21 protein-coding genes are annotated in these 17148 nt (G+C 65.7%); 13 read left to right on the top strand and 8 right to left on the bottom strand.

The features are described from left to right. The first annotated feature begins 237 nt into the window (after positions 1–237). The 5 genes from AB4Z27_RS20325 (at position 238) to AB4Z27_RS20305 (ending at position 4430) form a co-directional block, all read left to right on the top strand. Positions 238–1641 carry a sigma-54-dependent transcriptional regulator gene (locus AB4Z27_RS20325; RefSeq protein ID WP_441645100.1) on the top strand — a complete coding sequence of 468 codons (1404 nt, stop codon included), beginning with the start codon at positions 238–240 and terminating at the stop codon, positions 1639–1641. A gap of 133 nt (positions 1642–1774) precedes the next feature. After that, a complete protein-coding gene (locus AB4Z27_RS20320) occupies positions 1775–2584 on the top strand; it encodes a sensor histidine kinase (protein ID WP_255370990.1) in 810 nt (269 codons plus the stop codon). 177 nt (positions 2585–2761) lie between these two features. After that, positions 2762–3166 carry a hypothetical protein gene (locus tag AB4Z27_RS20315; protein ID WP_441645099.1) on the top strand — a complete coding sequence of 135 codons (405 nt, stop codon included), beginning with the start codon at positions 2762–2764 and terminating at the stop codon, positions 3164–3166. 99 nt (positions 3167–3265) lie between these two features. Continuing rightward, positions 3266–3892, top strand: a complete 627-nt coding sequence (locus AB4Z27_RS20310; protein ID WP_092301382.1) for a hypothetical protein — start codon at positions 3266–3268, stop codon at positions 3890–3892. A gap of 58 nt (positions 3893–3950) precedes the next feature. Then, positions 3951–4430: a PRC-barrel domain-containing protein gene (locus tag AB4Z27_RS20305; protein ID WP_092301379.1), complete on the top strand. Its 480-nt coding sequence runs from the start codon at positions 3951–3953 to the stop codon at positions 4428–4430. 64 nt (positions 4431–4494) lie between these two features. Here AB4Z27_RS20305 and AB4Z27_RS20300 read toward each other — a convergent pair whose 3' ends face one another. After that, positions 4495–4845 (bottom strand): BON domain-containing protein, encoded by a 351-nt coding sequence (locus AB4Z27_RS20300; protein WP_092301376.1) that lies wholly within the window; start codon positions 4843–4845, stop codon positions 4495–4497. A gap of 215 nt (positions 4846–5060) precedes the next feature. Here AB4Z27_RS20300 and AB4Z27_RS20295 point away from each other — a divergent pair, with 215 nt between their 5' ends. The 5 genes from AB4Z27_RS20295 to AB4Z27_RS20275 all read left to right on the top strand — a co-directional run bounded on the left by AB4Z27_RS20295 (position 5061) and on the right by AB4Z27_RS20275 (position 9674). Further along, positions 5061–5561 (top strand): low affinity iron permease family protein, encoded by a 501-nt coding sequence (locus AB4Z27_RS20295; protein ID WP_441645098.1) that lies wholly within the window; start codon positions 5061–5063, stop codon positions 5559–5561. 76 nt (positions 5562–5637) lie between these two features. Next, the gene (locus AB4Z27_RS20290) at positions 5638–6825 is read left to right on the top strand and encodes a DUF3182 family protein (protein ID WP_441645097.1); all 1188 of its coding nucleotides are present in this window, start codon (positions 5638–5640) and stop codon (positions 6823–6825) included. Then, the gene (locus AB4Z27_RS20285; RefSeq protein ID WP_441645096.1) at positions 6812–7780 is read left to right on the top strand and encodes an alpha/beta hydrolase family protein; all 969 of its coding nucleotides are present in this window, start codon (positions 6812–6814) and stop codon (positions 7778–7780) included. Before AB4Z27_RS20290 ends, AB4Z27_RS20285 begins: the two co-directional genes overlap by 14 nt. Positions 7781–7918: 138 nt before the next feature. After that, positions 7919–9007, top strand: a complete 1089-nt coding sequence (locus AB4Z27_RS20280) for a DNA topoisomerase IB (RefSeq protein ID WP_441645095.1) — start codon at positions 7919–7921, stop codon at positions 9005–9007. 88 nt (positions 9008–9095) lie between these two features. Beyond that, complete coding sequence (locus tag AB4Z27_RS20275) at positions 9096–9674, top strand: hypothetical protein (protein WP_092301365.1); 579 nt, start codon at positions 9096–9098, stop codon at positions 9672–9674. Here the strand turns inward: AB4Z27_RS20275 and AB4Z27_RS20270 are convergent, their stop codons facing one another. Both AB4Z27_RS20270 and AB4Z27_RS20265 read right to left on the bottom strand, forming a co-directional pair. Further along, entirely contained in the window at positions 9675–10328 is a 654-nt protein-coding gene (locus tag AB4Z27_RS20270) for a ParB-like protein (protein ID WP_092301362.1), read from the bottom strand. Between the two features lie 10 nt (positions 10329–10338). Continuing rightward, the gene (locus AB4Z27_RS20265; RefSeq protein WP_255370986.1) at positions 10339–10953 is read right to left on the bottom strand and encodes a BON domain-containing protein; all 615 of its coding nucleotides are present in this window, start codon (positions 10951–10953) and stop codon (positions 10339–10341) included. Between the two features lie 262 nt (positions 10954–11215). Here AB4Z27_RS20265 and AB4Z27_RS20260 point away from each other — a divergent pair, with 262 nt between their 5' ends. Genes AB4Z27_RS20260 through AB4Z27_RS20250 form a run of 3 tightly spaced genes read left to right on the top strand, consistent with a single transcriptional unit; the run spans position 11216 to position 13264 of the window. Beyond that, positions 11216–12073 (top strand): SDR family oxidoreductase, encoded by an 858-nt coding sequence (locus tag AB4Z27_RS20260; RefSeq protein WP_092301356.1) that lies wholly within the window; start codon positions 11216–11218, stop codon positions 12071–12073. A gap of 50 nt (positions 12074–12123) precedes the next feature. Then, positions 12124–12633, top strand: a complete 510-nt coding sequence (locus AB4Z27_RS20255) for a hypothetical protein (RefSeq protein WP_441645094.1) — start codon at positions 12124–12126, stop codon at positions 12631–12633. 10 nt (positions 12634–12643) lie between these two features. Beyond that, the gene (locus AB4Z27_RS20250) at positions 12644–13264 is read left to right on the top strand and encodes a ParB-like protein (protein WP_092301350.1); all 621 of its coding nucleotides are present in this window, start codon (positions 12644–12646) and stop codon (positions 13262–13264) included. An 87-nt stretch (positions 13265–13351) separates the two neighbouring features. Here the strand turns inward: AB4Z27_RS20250 and AB4Z27_RS20245 are convergent, their stop codons facing one another. The 5 genes from AB4Z27_RS20245 to AB4Z27_RS20225 all read right to left on the bottom strand — a co-directional run. After that, positions 13352–13540 (bottom strand): DUF3008 family protein, encoded by a 189-nt coding sequence (locus AB4Z27_RS20245; protein WP_092301347.1) that lies wholly within the window; start codon positions 13538–13540, stop codon positions 13352–13354. A 12-nt stretch (positions 13541–13552) separates the two neighbouring features. Further along, positions 13553–13711, bottom strand: coding sequence for a DUF3309 family protein (locus AB4Z27_RS20240; RefSeq protein ID WP_082016542.1), 159 nt, complete (start codon positions 13709–13711; stop codon positions 13553–13555). Next, on the bottom strand, positions 13678–14850 hold the full coding sequence (locus AB4Z27_RS20235; RefSeq protein ID WP_441645093.1) for an SEL1-like repeat protein: 1173 nt from the start codon (positions 14848–14850) through the stop codon (positions 13678–13680). Before AB4Z27_RS20235 ends, AB4Z27_RS20240 begins: the two co-directional genes overlap by 34 nt. 198 nt (positions 14851–15048) lie before the next feature. Beyond that, positions 15049–16239, bottom strand: coding sequence for an SEL1-like repeat protein (locus tag AB4Z27_RS20230; RefSeq protein WP_441645092.1), 1191 nt, complete (start codon positions 16237–16239; stop codon positions 15049–15051). A gap of 69 nt (positions 16240–16308) precedes the next feature. Next, positions 16309–17148: phospholipase D-like domain-containing protein (locus tag AB4Z27_RS20225; RefSeq protein WP_441645091.1), on the bottom strand; the 840-nt coding region annotated here is incomplete at its 5' end.

Here is a 17148-nt window from a genome sequence, read left to right as displayed (position 1 = left end):
TATCGGCCAAGCGCCTGTAGCTAGACTTCAGCGTATCTTGCCGCCTGTGTTGCCCCTGTGCCGCCCGTTGCACGGCGAGACTTTTGCCAGGCGGTTTGCCGCCGCGTAATCTCAGTAGTATCTGAAGCGCCGCAGCACCCTGCATCCACCGAACCGAAAGGCCAACGGGCTCATGAGAATCAGACTCCGGACCGATTTCCGACAGGAATCCCGCGCCAACGGACGCCAGCGCAGCCTATGCCACACATCCTGATCGTAGACGACGACGAAAACGCCTGCGCGGCGCTGGCAGAAATTGTCGCGATCGAGGGGTTTTCCTCCGCCACCGCCGGCAACCTGCGCGAGGCGCGCCTCCAGATAGGCTGGCGCATGCCCGACGCGGTGCTGGCCGACCTGCGCCTGCCCGATGGCAGCGGCATGGAGCTGTTCGAGGAAGTCGGCTCGTCCGGCGTGGAAGTCATCCTGACCACCGGCTACGCCAGCGTGGAGAGCGCCGTGGAGGCGCTGCGCCTGGGCGCCACCGACTACCTCGTCAAGCCGATCAACGTCACGCGGCTCCAGACCGTCCTCAAGCGTATTGCCACCACCGGCGAGCTGAAAGCGGAGATCCATTCGCTGCGCGGCGAGTTGCGCCGCTATGGCCGCTTCGGCCGGCTGCTGGGCAGTTCCGAAGCCATGCAGGCGGTCTATGACCAGCTCAGCAAGGTCGGCCCGACCGAGGCCACCGTGCTGCTGATTGGCGAAAGCGGCACCGGCAAGGAGCTGGCCGCGCAGACCGTGCACGAACTATCCCCGCGCCGGCGCCAGCCCTTCCTGGCCGTGAACTGCGGGGCGATCTCGCCCACGCTGATCGAAACCGAGATGTTCGGCCACGAGCGCGGCAGCTTCACCGGCGCCGACCGCCAGCACAAGGGCTATTTCGAACGCGCCGACGGCGGCACGCTGTTCCTCGACGAAATCACCGAGATGCCGCTGGAGCTGCAGGTCAAGCTGCTGCGCGTGCTCGAGACCGGCACCTTCATGCGCGTGGGCACCAACCGCGAACAGCATGCCGATGTGCGCGTGCTGGCCGCCACCAACCGCAACCCCGAGGAAGCCGTGGCGGAGGGCAAGCTGCGCGCCGACCTGTACCACCGGCTGAACGTGTTCCCGATCGAACTGCCGCCGCTGCGCGCGCGCGGCGACGACGTGGTGCAGATCGCCAACACCATGTTGGAACAGCTGAACGGCGAGCAGGGCAYGCAACGGCGCTTTGCCGCCAGCGTGCTGGAGAGCCTGCGCATGCACGCCTGGCCTGGCAACGTGCGCGAGCTGCGCAACTTCGTGCAGCGCGCCTACATCATGGCCGACCAGGATGTGATTACCGAGGTACAGATTCCGCTCCAAGTGGCGGCGGCGCCCTCGACGGGTACGGCCGTTGTCTCGGTGCCGGTGGGCATGTCCCTGGCCGAGGCGGACCGCCAACTGATCTTCGCCACGCTGGAGCAGTGCTCGGGCGTGAAGAAGCACGCGGCGGAGATTCTGGGCATCAGTTTGAAGACTTTATACAACCGGCTGGAAGACTATGCGGCCAAGGGCGAGCTGCCCGAATGGCTGCGSGCGTCGCGCAATGGCGACTCCAGCCCGCCCGCCGCCTCGTGAGGGCGGGCGAGTGCAGGCTGCGTGACAGGGAATCCACGGCGCCGGACTTGTCGGCGCATGGTTCTTGCATGAGGACCGTGATTGGCGGCTCCCTTTCGATTCACACGCTGACTGAGCAGACCTGAAAATGGCCATGGCCGACGCACCCAGCCCCACCCCAAAACCCGCGCACGACGGCGCCGCCGCCGGGGACCTCGCGTTCCCGGCCGTGCGCAGCATTGGCGAGGTGGCCGCGCTGATCGAGCAGGCGTCCCATGACCTGCGCTCGTCACTCAACGCGATCCAGAGCTGGGGCTACGTGCTGGACCGTTCGATCGATACCCCCGCCCCCCCGGCGCAGCGCGCGCTCGACGGCATCCGCTCCGGCATGCAGCAACAGCTGGCACTGATCGAGGAAATGGAGGAGGCCGTGCGCCTGCTGGCCGACGAGCGCAAGCCGGAGTGGGAAACCACCGACCTGCGCGACGCCGCCGAGGAAGCCATGGGCGACAAGCGGGCGGCGGCCGAAGCGCGCGGCGTGACGCTGGGCTCGATCGAATGCCAGAGCCCCGGCGGACAGGACTTCTGCGTGCAGGGCGATGCGCTGCGGCTGGCGCCGCTGCTGCGCCATCTGCTGATCCATTGCATCTGGCGCGCGCCGACCGGCGGATCGGTGCGCGTGCACCTGGTGGCCGAGGCCGAGTACGTGAAATTCCGCATCTCCGAAAGCCCGCCGCTGGACCGCTCGCGCGGGGCCTCCCGGCTGGCCGTGCTGACCGACTTCTTCGGGCGCAGCGTGGCCGAGGCCGGCGCCCACTCGCCCCGGCAGAGCACCGCGCTGCTGCTCACGCGGCGCATGGTGGAACTGCAGGGCGCCCAGCTGACCGCCGAGAATGACAACTGCGACGCCGACAATGTCAGCGTCTGCATCGCCGTGCGCATCCCCCGCCAACCGGCCGCCTGATCTCCGCGCCCGCCCCGCCTTCCGGCATTTTTTACCGCATCCAGCACAATCTGCACCGTCCGCCGCCCGTCAAAGCGGCGTGGATGGCCCATGGGCCGCTGGCCCACCGTTTGCATGGTTATCCGTGGAGCCCCGCCATGAGGGGACCCGAACTCGATACCCAACAGGAGAGATGCCATGCACAAAGCCCACGCTTCCAAGGGATCGCAAAGCCCCTTCCCGACCTCTGCCAATCATCCCGCCGCGCCTGCAATCACTGGCGCCGAGAAGGCGGATGGCAAGCACGAGAAGGACAAGCCGAAAAAGAAGACCTATCAGGCCGCCGTGGACGACTCGCTCGACATGACCTTCCCGGCCAGCGACCCGATTTCKCCGAGCGCGGCAATGCATGCCGAGAAGAAGACCACCACCAAGCGCGACGATGTGGATTGGACCCTGAAGAAGGGCAGCGAGCATCAGGCCGCCAGCGGCAAGGCCGCTGCCGAAAGGAAGGGAGCCAGCGACAAGGCGGCCGATAAGGCGSGCAAGTCTGGCAAATCCGCCCACAAGGACAAGAGCACGGCCAAGTCGGGCAAGAAGTGATTCGGACGCCAGGCGGCCCTCCCTTTGGATGGCCGCTTGTGATTCTTCGTGCGCCCCGGCACGCCTGTACCGCATCAACGCTTTGAACGGAGCATCCCTATGTCTACGATCATCGCAGGACGATTCGATACGTTTGACCACGCAGAGACCGCCGCGGCCCGTTTGCGGGCCAAGGGGCTGAGCGAGCAGGATCTCAGCCTGTTCTATGTGAACCCGGCCGGCCAGCACGCCACGTTCCCGATCGGGGGCGACCAGGCGGTGGATCCGGCCGCCCGGCAGACCGGCAAGGGCGCCGGGCGGGGCCTGATGATTGGCGCGGCGCTGGGTGCGGCCGTGGGGATCTGCCTGGCCGCCGCCGTGCGCGCGTGGTTCGCCACGCCGCCGCAGCCGTGGGTGTTCGTGTTGATCCTGGCGATTGCCACGGGCGTGGGCGCCTATGGCGGGTCGTTGATGGGCGCGTTGTCGATGACCCGCACCGGCCAGCGCGATCCGCGCACCGGCGAGGTCCGCATGCGGCATGCCGGCGTGCTGCTGGCCGCGCATGTGTCGCCCGACAACACCGCGCTGGTGGCCAACGAGTTGCGGCAGGGCGGCGCGGAAGACGTCGAGCGCGCCGAAGGCCAGTGGCGCGATGGCCGCTGGGAAGATTTCGATCCGCTGGCACCGCCCGTGCCGGCAGGACAGTTGACCGGGGAAGATTCAGCGCGCGCGCGGCAGCGGCAGTAAGCGCCGCGCGGTTTTTTCCATCACCATGCCTTTCACCCTTTCACAAAAAGGAGCAGCCATGCAACGCATCGACAACACGCCAGAGCCGCCCGGCATCCCGCCCGGCGGCCCCGGAACGAAGGGCGCGGCCATCATCGGCGGGGCGGAACAGCACAGCGCCGGGCCGGGACCGTTCGTGATGGCGTCCGACACCCTCGAAGGCAACAAGGTAGTGGACCCTTCGGGCGAGGAGATCGGCACCATCGACCACATCATGCTCGACGTGCTCGGCGGCCGCATCGCCTATGCGGTGCTGGCGATGGGCGGCTTCCTCGGCATCGGCGAGAAGCTGCACGCGCTGCCGTGGTCTGCGCTGACGCTGGACACGCGGCGCAAGTGTTTCGTGCTGGGTGTGGAGCGCGAGCGCATCAAGGCCGCGCCGGGCTTCGACAAGGAGCACTGGCCGACCATGGCGAACTCGCAGTGGGCTACCACGATCCACGAGTACTACGGCATTTCACCGTACTGGGAGAAGGATCGCTACGATCCGTGGGCTTGAGGCCCGTACCGATGAAAACCGGCGCCCTGGGGCGCCGGTTTTTTCGTTTGAGGGAGGGAAGGGTTCAGACCTTGTGGTTCACCTGCCCCGAGGGTTTGCTCGACGGGTCCGCGCGCATGCCACTGGCCTGCGGCTGGCCGGCCGGCTCCGGGGGCGGCGGCACCCGCGTGGTGAGCTGGTTCGACACACCGAGAATCCCCGGCGGCGTGGCGGCGGCCTTTTCCAGCCGTTGCGACAGGTCGATGTCCTCCACGCGGCCCGTCAGCGTGACGCGCCGGTCCACCACGTGCACGGCCACGCCATCGGGCATGTCACCGCCGCACGCTTCGGCGATGCATGTGCCCACGCGTTCGCGCAGCAATTCGTCGTCTTCGTCTGGACTGGTCCGGGCGGTGTCCTGGGTTTCCGTCTGCATGGCGCTTCCTTTCGCTGGTAACAAGAGTCCTGCATGACCGTGCGACGCAATCGGCATGCCTGCGGCGCCACAGCGCAGCCGCCGCCCAAGCCGGCGCCGTCTTGTAAAAACGACGCGTCACAACGCGCCGACAGCCTTGTAGGACACCGCCGGCTGATCAGGCGGCGGTCCGCTCTCTACAATGTAGACAGTCGTGCGTTCCGCAGGAGCCTTTCATGAAACAGCGCCGGATGATGCATCTGTTCGATCACTTCGCCGGCGCTGCCACGCGCCACGCGGGTTCCCCGGCAGCCTTCGTGCTGGCCGTGCTGGTGGTGGTGGTCTGGGCCCTGACCGGCCCGATCTTCGGTTACTCGGAGACGTGGCAGCTGATCATCAACACCGGCACCACCATCGTCACCTTCCTGATGGTGTTCCTGATCCAGCAGAGTCAGAACAAGGACTCGATGGCSGTGCACCTGAAGCTGAATGAGCTGCTGGCATCGAGCAAGCCGGCGAGCAACCATCTGATCTCGATCGAGGAACTCGACGAGGACGAGTTGCGCCAGCTTGTGCTGTTCTATCGCCATCTGGCGGAACTGGCGGACAAGGAGGGCGGGGTGAAGTGCAGCCACTCCCTGGACGATGCCAACGAGAACCATGCCGCGAAACGGCGCGCGCGCCACGCGCGGCGTCAAGCGGATGCCGCCCCGGCCGATGCCGAGCCCGCCACCTAGCTGGCATGGATCTGGCTCGGCTTGGCGGCGCATGCCCGGTGCGTTCCGGGCACGTCTGTTCCCTGAGGAGACCATTTTGGCCACCCCGGCAACTCCGAATCCCGCAGTTACGACGGCATCCAACGAGCCGGCGCCGCTGGCCCAGCCACGCGAGGTGCGCGTGGTTGTCTACGGGCGCGCCGATTGCGACGACCCGGCGAGTCATCCGGGCGTCACGCTGCGRAACATCGCCGAGCGCGTGGCGGCCCTCGCGGGTTTCCGCTACGCGGGCAGCTACGACGCCGTGACCCACGGCGCTGCGGCGGACCGTCTCTACTTCGTGCCGGCCGACACACTGACTGGCATCGACAGCGCCCGCCAGCTCGGCATCGACAGCCTGCATGACCTGCTCGGCGGCGTGGTGCCGCACGATTTCGTCGGCACCAAGGCGATCTCCCACGGGCTGATTTCTCCCGATGCAAGGGCGCCGGAGGGCTGGAGCCATGACTTCGGCGCGCGCATCGAGCCCTRCGTCCTGCCCGGCTACACCGCGTTCTCGGTGGAGGATGCCCGGCGCGCCGGGCAGGCCATGCTGGGCGAGGGCAAGGTCCGTGTGAAGGAGCCGTGCGGCATCGGCGGACTCGGCCAGCAGGTGGTGGCGAACGCGGCCGAACTGGACGCCGCGCTGGAAGCGCTGGACGCCCGGCGGATCGAGTGCGAAGGCTTGGTGCTCGAACGCAACCTCGAGGACGTGACGACGTTCAGCGTCGGTCAGCTGGAGGTGGGCAACCTGCGCGCGAGCTACTGCGGCACCCAGGGCCTCACCCGCAATCACGCCGGCAAGCTGGTCTACGGCGGGTCCACGCTGCGCGTGGTGCGGGGCTCGCTGGAAGACCTGTGCGCGCATCCGATCGAGGCGCACCTGCGCGAGGCCGTGCAGGCCGCGCTGGCCTATCACGCCGCGGCGGTGGAGTGTTTTCCGGGCACGATGGTGTCCCGCTGCAACTACGATGTGGCGATGGGCACCGACAACGGCCGGCAGCGGCTCGGCGTGCTCGAACAGTCATGGCGCGTGGGCGGCGCCACCGGGGCCGAACTGGCCGCGCTGGCGGCCTTCCAGGCCGATCCCCAATGCGTGCGGGCCACCGCCAGCACGCGCGAGATCTATGGCAGCGACGTACCCGTGCCGCCCGGCGCGGACGTCTATTACCAGGGAGAAGACCGCAACGTCGGCCCGTTGACGAAGTACGCAATTCTGGAGTCCAGTTCTGATGGCCACACATGAGGAATCGTTACAGGTCCATACCGATGGCGGTACCATCGCCGGCACGCTGATCACGCCGGCCACCAAGCTCCCCGGCGTGCTGTTCGTGCACGGCTGGGGCGGCAGCCAGCAGCAGTACCTGGCGCGTGCGCGCGAGGTGGCCGGCCTGGGCTGCGTCTGCATGACCTTCGACCTGACCGGTCATGCCGGTACCGCCGCGCAATACGAAACCGTCAGCCGCATGCGCAACCTGGCCGATGTCCTGGCTGCCTATGACGTGCTGGTGCGGCACCCCGAGGTGGACCGCAACGCCATCGCCGTGGTGGGCAGCAGTTACGGCGGCTACCTGGCCGCCGTGCTGTGCGAGCTGCGCCCGGTGCGCTGGCTGGCCCTGCGCGCGCCGGCGCTCTACATGGATAGCGGATGGGAGTCGCCCAAACGGCAGCTCCACCACGACCAGGATCTCGTGGCGTACCGGCGCAAGGTGGTAGCCCCCGATACCAACCGGGCCCTGCGCGCCTGTACCAATTTCAAGGGCGATGTGCTGGTCGTGGAATCGCAGCATGACAGCATCGTGCCCCACGCGGCGGTGCTCAGCTACGTGGACGCCTGCTGCGAGGCCTGGTCGATCACGTACCGGGTACTGAAGGGCGCCGACCACGGTCTGTCGACAGAGGACTGCCAGCGCGCCTATGGCAAGTTGCTGGTGGGATGGCTGCGCGAGATGGTGACCGAGGCGCGTACCGGCCCGGCGGTGGCGCCGCCCCGGCCAAGCACACCGTCCACCGTGAAGAAGGCAACGGCAACCGAATCCCCCGAATACACGGTGTCGCGCCAAAAGCCGCCCCCGCCGCGTGCCGATGCCGGCCTGGCGCCCGATGAGGACGACAACGAGACCGCCGTGGCGGCTGGCGATGCCGACGACGAGAACGACCCGCAGGTGATCGCGGCGTCGGCGCCGAAGGCACGCAAGTAGCGCGGGGCAGCGCGTGCGAGTCGCTTTGTAGCGATTGCAGGCCGTGTTGTTTCTGCCAGTCGCACCGGAAATTCTTGCAAAACCCGCATAAAGTGCGGTCGCCACTGGCTGGCATTGTTTGTGCGTTGGCGGAGCCACATGAGCCCCGCGTCCGTCACCCCTTCGCCCGCAGCGACCGCCGAGCAAGCCGCCGACGCCGCGTTGCGTGCCGTGGGGCTGCGGCACGCCGACGACGGCGAAGCCGGCATCGCCCGGCGCCGCGCGGGCACGGGCTTCTACTATGCCGATGCCAAGGGCAAGCGCATCGAGGACAAGGCCACGCTCGCGCGCATCCAGGCGCTGGCGATTCCGCCAGCCTACGAGTCGGTCTGGATCTGCGCCGACCCCACCGGCCATCTCCAGGCCACGGGCCGCGATGCGCGGGGCCGGAAGCAATACCTCTATCACCCGGACTGGGCCGCGCTGCGCGACACCGACAAGTACACCCGCCTGATGGCCTTCGGGCATGCGCTGCCGCGTCTGCGCGGGCGGCTGGCCCGAGATCTGGCGCGCAACGGCATGCCGCGCGAGAAGATCCTTGCCGCCGTGGTGACGTTGCTGGATGCCACCCTCGTGCGCGTCGGCACSCCGCGTTACGCGCGCCAGAATCGCACCTATGGGCTGACTACGCTGCACCGGCGCCATGTGGCCGTGCGCGGAAGCCGCCTGCGCTTCCAGTTCACCGGCAAGAGCGGCGTGACCCACGACGTGTCCGTCAACGATGCCCGCCTGGCCCGCATCGTCCGCAACTGCACGGAGCTGCCKGGGCAGCGGCTGTTCAAGTACAAGGACCCGGAGGGCGAGATCCGCGAGATCGGCTCGGTCGATGTCAACGCTTACCTGCAGGAGGTGACCGGCGGCGATTTCACGGCCAAGGACTTCCGCACCTGGGCCGGCAGCGTCCACGCGCTGGCGCTGCTGCGCAAGACCACGGCCGACAGCGAGACCGCGCGCAAGAAGGCCGTGACCGAGGTCATCCGCGAAGTGGCGCAGCGGCTGCGCAACACCATGGCCGTCTGTCGAAAATGCTACGTACACCCGGATGTGCTCGCGGCCTTCATGGATGACACCTTGCAAGCCTTGCCGGCCCCGCGTGCCGGCGTGCGCCTGCGTGCCGACGAAGCGCGCCTGCTGGCGCTGCTGGAGAGCACTTGTGCGCCGGTGGCGACGCCTCGCAAAGCAGCATGAGGTGAGCCCGCGTTGTCCGGCACGGCAATTGCATCGCTACGCCTACCAATGAATAACAACAGCGTAGCGAGTCTAGCAAGAGGCCAAGGTGGAAAACGCAGTCTTCAGTTGCCTGAGTATCGACGGCAGCCAGCAGGAAACGGTGCATCAGGACTTCCCGCAAACGGAGTCCATCGTTGCAGCCCTCAACAACCACAACCATCAAGAAGTGCCGATGCCACGGCTGGCCACGGTTCCCTGCAAGGGGCGCGGTGGCACGGTCCGGCCGCTACGCGGGCGGGATCTCCGGCAGGCGCGCGTGCTGATGCAGGCGTTGTGCGAGATGCGCCTGGACCTCGGCAATGGCGAGGGGCGCTGGGAGCCCTCCACGCTGGCTAGTCGGCAGATGTCGACGATGGCGCTCTGGCGCAACCGTGCACGCCATCTGTTCCCGGAAGCGGAATGGGAAAGCGGCATCGAGGCCCGGCTCGACGCGGGCTTCCGGCAGGCCGGTAACGGCTGCCCGCGCGAAGCGGCCAACGAGTTCAAGCGGGCCTACTACCTGCTGTGCTGCGTGCTGACGCAGGCGCGCGACATGGCACGCCGGGGCGATGGCCCCGATCGCCGCGATGCCCCGCAGCCCGCCAAGACGCCGCGTCCTGATGCGCCGCTCGATCGCGGCGCCTGACTAGGTCTTTTTCTTCTTCGACGCAGCGCGCTTGCGGCATGGCCCGATATAGCCGGGCAGCCCGCGCGCCTTGGTGCTCAGCGCCAGTTGCACCGCGCGCGCCAGCGCGGTGGCAAAGCCGTGATGGGTGTCGAACGGCCCTTCGATGTGCTGGCGGAAGAAGTCGGCCCAGCGGAAATCCGGATAGGCGGCCTTGACCTTGCGATAGCCGCCGGCCAGCTGCACGAACGCCTCCAGGCTCCGATACGGATCGTCCCGCATGGCATGGATGTCCGGCGGCAGCGCCTTGATGGGCTGGCGCCGGCCCTGCTCGTCGTACGGGTGGACCATGTGGTTCTCGACCATGTACGCCCAGAACTTGCGCTGGGACAGGTGGCTCAGGTCTTCCCGCACGTGCGCCGGCACCATCTCCATGCCCATCTCATGCCAGGCACGCACCCAGTGGTGGTGATCCACCACGTAGAGCGTGTGCTCCGGGCCGAGCACCACGTGAACGCGGTGTTTGTCGAGAAAGCCGGGCAGATCGGCGTGCGACAGGCGCCGCGTGACATGAATCTTCTGCGCGACGTGGTAGCCGCCGATGGTGATCTGCGTGGGCCGCAGATGATCCATCGGCACCATCAGCTTTGCGCCTGCGCGCAGCGGTTTTGCCATGGGGGTGGCCTCAGCTCTTGTTCAGCGTGCGTTCGGGGGAGGTGGTGGCTTCGCCGGTTTCCGAGCCGGATGCCCAGCTACCGATGCTGTCGCGYTGGGCGGAGTCGGCTCCCTCGCCCGGCCGGCGCACGCGGATCTGGTTTTCCACGTCCTTCACGCCGTACACGGCATCGGCGATCTCCTCGACGATGTATTTCTGGCGCCGGTCTCCGACCGTGCCGCCGAGCTTGACCAGCCCCTTGTCGACATCGACGGTCACATCGGAGACGTCCACGTCGGGATGGTGGGCGAGGCGGTCGCACACATCGCCCAGCACCCGCTCGTCGGGCCGTTCGTAGTTCTTTGGCCCCACCGGGCGGCGGCTGCCGACACCGGTGCCGGAGAGCGTTTGCGGCCGCGTGGGATGTTCGCGATAGCCGGGATCGCCCGGATACACGCGTTGTGCACTGTTGAACGACTGTCCGCCGCTGCGGCTGTCGCCGTAGTAGCCAGCGCCGCCGTAGGTCGTATCGCCGCGCCAGTCTTCGCCCCATTCCTGTCCCCAGTCCTCATGCGTCGGGCTGGCCGGCTCGGGCTTGGCGCGGCCCGTGCGGCTGGCACCGCGGTCTCCTCGGAAATTGAACATGTCGCGCTCCTTGCGGTTCGGTGTTCGCCAAGCCGCAAGTTCCATGCCGCGCGGAGGCTGGTCGGGGCCGTACCCGCGCGATGTGCGCGATGCGAGCCGCGCGCGGCGCCGGGTGCAATCCTTGCCACACGTTGTAACCGTTACGCGCGGCGAGGGCGCCAGCCGCCTAATCTTCCCTTGCGGGCGGGCCACGGCGCGCGGCATGGAATTTGCGCAGACCTTGCCTATATCCAATTCCGATCCCCTTCTCACAGGTATTGCCATGGCTACACCCAAGCAGGTACCGCCCCAGCACCAGGAACATCAGCCAGGCCTGGAAAGCGAGATGGAACCGCGCCCGGATAGCGGCGCCGACGACTACGTGGGCAGCGGGCGCCTGGAAGGCAAAGTGGCGCTGGTGACCGGCGGCGACAGTGGCATCGGCCGCGCCATCGCCGTGGCCTACGCGCGCGAGGGCGCCGACGTGGCCATCGCCTATCTGGACGAGCACGGCGACGCGAAGGAAACCGCCAGCCTGATCGAGCAGGCTGGCCGCCGGGCGCTGGTCATCGCCGGGGATCTGGCCGAGGTCAGCCATGCCGACGCCGTGGTGGCCCAGACCATCAAGCAGTTCGGCCGGCTCGACATCCTGGTCAACAACGCCGCCGAGCAGCATCCGCAGGATTCGCTCGAAGACATCGACACCAGCCAGCTCGAAGCCACCTTTCGCACCAATGTCTTCGCCATGTTCCACGTCACGCGCGCCGCGCTGCCGCACCTGCAGAAGGGCGCGTCGATCCTGAATACGACCTCGGTGACGGCCTATCGCGGTAGCGGCCATCTGCTCGATTATTCGGCGACGAAGGGGGCCATCGTGTCGTTCACGCGCTCGCTGGCGCTACAGATCGTCAAGCGTGGCATCCGCGTCAACGGCGTGGCGCCGGGGCCCATCTGGACGCCGCTGATTCCGTCCACGTTCACTGAGGAAGAGGTGGCCAAGTTCGGCAAGAAGACGCCAATGGGGCGGCCCGGCCAGCCTTTCGAGGTGGCGGCCGGCTATGTGTTCCTGGCGTCTGACGCCGCGAGCTACATCACCGGCCAGATTCTGCATATCAATGGCGGGGAAGTGGTCAACGGTTGACCGCGCCCGCATCGATCGATAAATCGCGACGTATCGCAAGGGAGCCCATCATGTCATCCATCGTAGCCGGCCGGTTCGCGTCCATCCCGGACGCCGAGGAGATCGCCCAGAAGCTGTACGCGCGCGGGTTCTCGGTCTGGGATGTGTCGATCATGTCCGTCAACCCGGGCGGCGCCCGCCCGCCGGGCGTGCTGCTGGCCGCCCGCGCCAAGGGCGACCGCCGCGAGGAAGTGGCCGATGTGCTGCGCGAAGGCGGCGCCTGCGACATCGAGCGGGCGAGCGGCACCTGGGAAGGCGGCCAGTGGGCCGACTTCGATCCGAAGCGACAGCCCAAGCTGGTGGACACGCAGGAAGGCGAGTGCTGGCCCGCGCCGGCCGCCTCCCGGCAGTCCGGCCAGTCCGGCCAGTCCGGCCAGTCCGGACAGTCCAATGGCGAGGCCCGGCCCGCGCACGCCGGGCCGGTGGCCGAGGAGGCCGTCGCCGTGGATAGCACGGGCAACGAAGATCCGGGCAGCGAACTGGAGCATTACGTCGATCGGCAGGTATCGAGCCATAGCTGAGGCGCCCGCCATGGCCAAGACCGACACGGCGGACCTGGACACCCTGCGCCCCACGCAGCTGACGCTGGGCTTCTATCAGGTCCACGAGAAGATGGACGTCAGCGCCCAGCCGCGCGAGCCGGCCGCGATGCGCAAGTTCCTCCGCGAACACTGCATCCGGACCATCGCCGGGCCGGGTGGGGCGCTGTATATCGCCGATCATCACCATTGGGCGCGCGCGTGGCTGGAACTGGGCTGGCGCACGGCACCGGTCTGCATCGACGCCGATCTCAGCGACCTGTCGCCCAGCGCGTTCTGGAAGAAGATGCGCGCGCTCGGGCATGTTCATCCGGTGGATGAGCACGGCAAGCATCTGGACGTCGATGCGCTGCCCGCCACGGTGATGGGGATGCGCGACGACCCGTACCGCAGCCTGGCCGCCTTCACGCGCAACGCCGGCGCCTACCAGAAACCGGGCAATGCCTACGGCGATTTCAGCTGGGCGGGCTTCTTCCGGCGCCATGTGGAGGAAGACATGCATAGCATCGCCGGCTTCGCCCGCGCGATGACGCTCGCCATTCCGCTGGCGCGCAGCAGCAAGGCACGCAGGCTCCCGGGATGGATTGGCCCCTGCGTGCCGCGCAAGAAGTAACCCCCCTGAAATGCCTCGTGCCCCTGCGGATAGGATCCGGCAGGGGCACGAGGTTCCGCGAGAYGCRGCTGCGAGATGCGGCAGCGATCAGCTCTTGGCCTTGTGCGTCGGCTTGCCCTTTTGCTTGGTGCTGGCCATCTTGTCCAGTTCCTTTTCGCTCATGGACTTGTACATCGACTTGGACGCGCCTTTCAGCGCGCCAGCCTTGGTGTCTCCACGCTTGGCGGAGAGCGCCGCACCGGCGGCCATTTGCTGTGCCTTCGATTTCGCTGGCATGACAATCACTCCTTATATTCGGCCCAATACCACCAGCAGGACCACGATGAGAACGATAAGACCCAGCCCGCCGCTGGGCCAATAACCCCAGCCCGTGCTATACGGCCACGCCGGAAGCGCGCCGACGAGCAGCAGAATCAGAATAATGAGAAGAATGGTGCCGATACCCATGGCGTGCTCCTTGTTTCCCTATTGTTGTTCCGGAGGCGCAGCCCAAGCCTTGCCTCAGCGTTGCCTTGTAGATTCAGGGTAGAACAGCAGGCGGCACAACCAAGGCGGGCTAGGGCTGATATCGGTGTAGGAATTGGACGACTTTGGGTTATATAGGGTGGTTTCGCCTGCGTGCCCAATGCGGCCTTGGGCGGGCGCGGAATGGCCAGGCCCGTGGCGGGGTCGAGGTTCTTGGCCTTGCACAGGCGGAGGATGAGTTCATCCGACGGCTTTGGCGGTGGTTCGGCGGCTTCCTGTTCCTTCTGCCACTGGAAGGTGCCGTCCCAGGGTGGGAGTTTGGCGGGGGGCAGCGGGACGATTGTGTCGATGTCGGGGAGCTTGGGGTTTTGGCCGTCGTAGCGGTCTAGGAATTTGCCGATTTGCTCATAACGGCGGGAGCGTTCGGGGTCGGGAGGTAAGGCAAGATAGTCCATATCCTCTGGGAGAACCGGCTTGAAGCCGTACTCCAGCACTAGGGCGGCTATCGAATTTCCGGCGGCTACGCCCTTCTGAAATGCTTTTACCGCTTCCGCATACAGTTGGTCGCCCTGCAAGTTGGTTCCCAGCGCGTTTGCCGCCTCGCCATGTCCCTGATCGGTGGCGCACTGGCGCATGCTTCTCGCTATTGCAGGAGCCTTGTCCCAGCCTGCAAGCAACTCCGCAACGTAGACTTGTGCGTTGGCGTTGCCAAGGTCGGCTGCCTTGCGGATGTACCGTAGCGCCATTTCCTTATCTTGCTTGAGGCCATAGCCGAGGTTCAAGTAATACCCAATGTCGTAATACCCGGACGGCACCCCCTCCTCGATTAACTGCGCAGCCAGGTCGACGCTTTCCTTTTGCGCGAGCGGCGAGGAAGCCAAACCGTGTGAAATCAGTTGCTGCAGGTTATTGTTTGCCTTGTAGTGTCCATGGGCAGCTGCTACTCGATAGTAGAGAGCCACCTCATCGAAATCCTTTGGGCCGCTAAGCCTTTCCAGATGCCGAGCATACCGAAACAATACATCGGCCTCCGGATTGAGCGGAGGAAGACTTGCTGCTTCATACGTACATTCGAAAGCAAGATTCGCGCGGACACTGGCCAAATCCGGGACGGTTCGCATAGGGGTCTCCATTGAACATGCGATCGTCGTAAACGCCATGGCAAAAAACAAGGGAAAGGTTCGCATTTCAGTCCGGATCGGAGCGCTTTGGATCGTCTCGATAAGATTCGATCAATGAGGCCACCGGTGACTTCCATTTGTTTCGATGGTCTTTGTTTGTGCCAATACGGCTTTGGGTCATCAAGGGGCGCCGGTCGGTCAGGTTTCCTTGTCGTGGACCACCAGTTTCCAGGTGACGGCCACGTCCTGATAGCGCAAGCCCAGAAAATCGTCGAGCCAGTCGAAGATGCGCCGGTTGGGGACGTAGAGCGCGGGCATCGTCTCGCCTTTACGGAAATGCCCGGTGGCGTCCTGTAGAAAGCTGAACCGGGTGGCGCGCCATGTTCCGGATTCGGGGCACGGTGTGCCGGTGTTCGCCTGCGTGCCCAATGCCGCCTTGGGCGGGGGCGGAATGGCCAGGCCCGTGGCGGGGTCGAGGTTCTTGGCCTTGCACAGGCGGAGGATGAGTTCATCCGACGGCTTTGGCGGTGGTTCGGCGGCTTCCTGTTCCTTCTGCCACTGGAAGGTGCCGTCCCAGGGCGGAAGCTTGGCCGGGGGCAGGGGGACGATTGTGTCGATGTCGGGGAGCTTGGGGTTTTGGCCGTCGTAACGATCTAGGAATTTGCCGATCAATTTATAGCGCTCAGACCGCTCGATATCCGGTGCGGCGCCTAAATAGTACATATCCGATTCTGGCGGCCCCCGAAATCCTTCCTCAAGAAAGGATGCTGAAAGCGCATTGCCCGCGCGAACGCCCATCTGGTACGTTTGAATTGCGTCGGCGTAGACTCCCTTATTCTGCAGATGAATTCCCAGACTTCCCGCCGCCTCACCGTGACCCTGCTCGGCTGCGCACCGCTGCATTTTCCGCGCGATATCTGGAGCTTTATCTAACGGCGCGAGAAGCTCTGCCACATACGTCTGAGCATTCGCATTACCAAGGTCGGCCGCTTTGCGAAAGTACCGCAGCGCCATTTCTTTGTCCCGCTTGAGACCGTAGCCCAGGTTCAAGTAATAGCCGATGTCGTAGTACCCTGACGGCACGCCCGCTTCGACCAACTGCGCGGCCAGGTCGACACTCTCCTTTTGTGCGAGAGGTGAAGACGCCAATCCGTGTGACACCAACTGCTGCAAGTTGTTATTGGCTTTGTAGTGACCGTGGGCAGCTGCGATCCGATAGTAGCGCGCCACCTCGTCATATTCCTTCGGCCCTTTTTTCTTTTCCAGATACCTTGCGTATCGAAACAGCGTATCGGCCTCGGGATTCAACGCCGGAAGCTGCGCGGCCTCATGCACGCAAGAGAACTCCAGGTTGGCACGGATCTGCGAAAGGTCTGGAACGGTTCTCATCGGGTTTTCCTTTGAACATGCGGTCAAGGCAAATGTGGCCAACACTAAGTTGAGGAGTATTCGCATTCGCTAATCCAAATAGGTTCGCGTGGGATCATCGCGATGGAAACCCACCAGAGAGGTACTGGGGGTCTCGCCGTTTCTTCTCCTTTCGGCGTTCATTCTGACGATGCCGTCCCATTTCATAAACGCCTCCCTAACATCTTCCTGCGCCCCTTTTCCACCGGTATGTATCCCCCACAACCGCTTCCGTAGCGGCCCCGTCACCCCCGTATGCTCATGGCAGATATTCAATTCACTATCCGCCGCCATGCTGCGGGTATTGATATTCGCCGAGCCCAGCGTCATGAACACATCGTCAATAATCATCAGCTTCGAGTGCACATACACGTGCTCCCATTTTCCGGGTGGGGAATCCGGCGCGACCAGCGTGCAGATGTGGACTTTCAGGCCGGGGATTTCTGACGGGACGATGGCCTCCTGCGGGGCTTTCATCTGATCGACCAGTTCTGCCTGTCGCTCTCGTGCCCGCCTCAGGTTCTCGATGGCCTCGGCCAGCTTCTTCGCGGTGACTTCGCTGTCCACGTATCGGCGCATTYCCTCGGCGCCCTGCATSGCTCCACGGGCCTGCTTMTCCGCCGCGACCGCCTCGTCATATTCCTTTTGCAAGGCCTCGCGCCGCTTGTCCTGCCGTTCGAGTTTCGCCACACCGGGGATGGTGTCGGCGCGGCCCAGGGCCTCGAGCATCCGGTAGGTGTTCACCGTGCCGGGGCCGATGCCCTCGTCGCTCGCATTGGTGACGACAAACAGGTGGATGGGGCCATGCTCGCCCGGGTCGCGGCCCCAGGCTATCTGCTTTGCGGCGGCCGCCTTGATTTGCTCGGCCAATGGCGGAAAGCGGAAATACTG

This window comes from Cupriavidus sp. KB_39 (assembly GCF_052114485.1).
Taxonomy (GTDB): Bacteria; Pseudomonadota; Gammaproteobacteria; order Burkholderiales; family Burkholderiaceae; genus Cupriavidus.
This window is presented reverse-complemented; position numbering and strand designations above follow the sequence as displayed.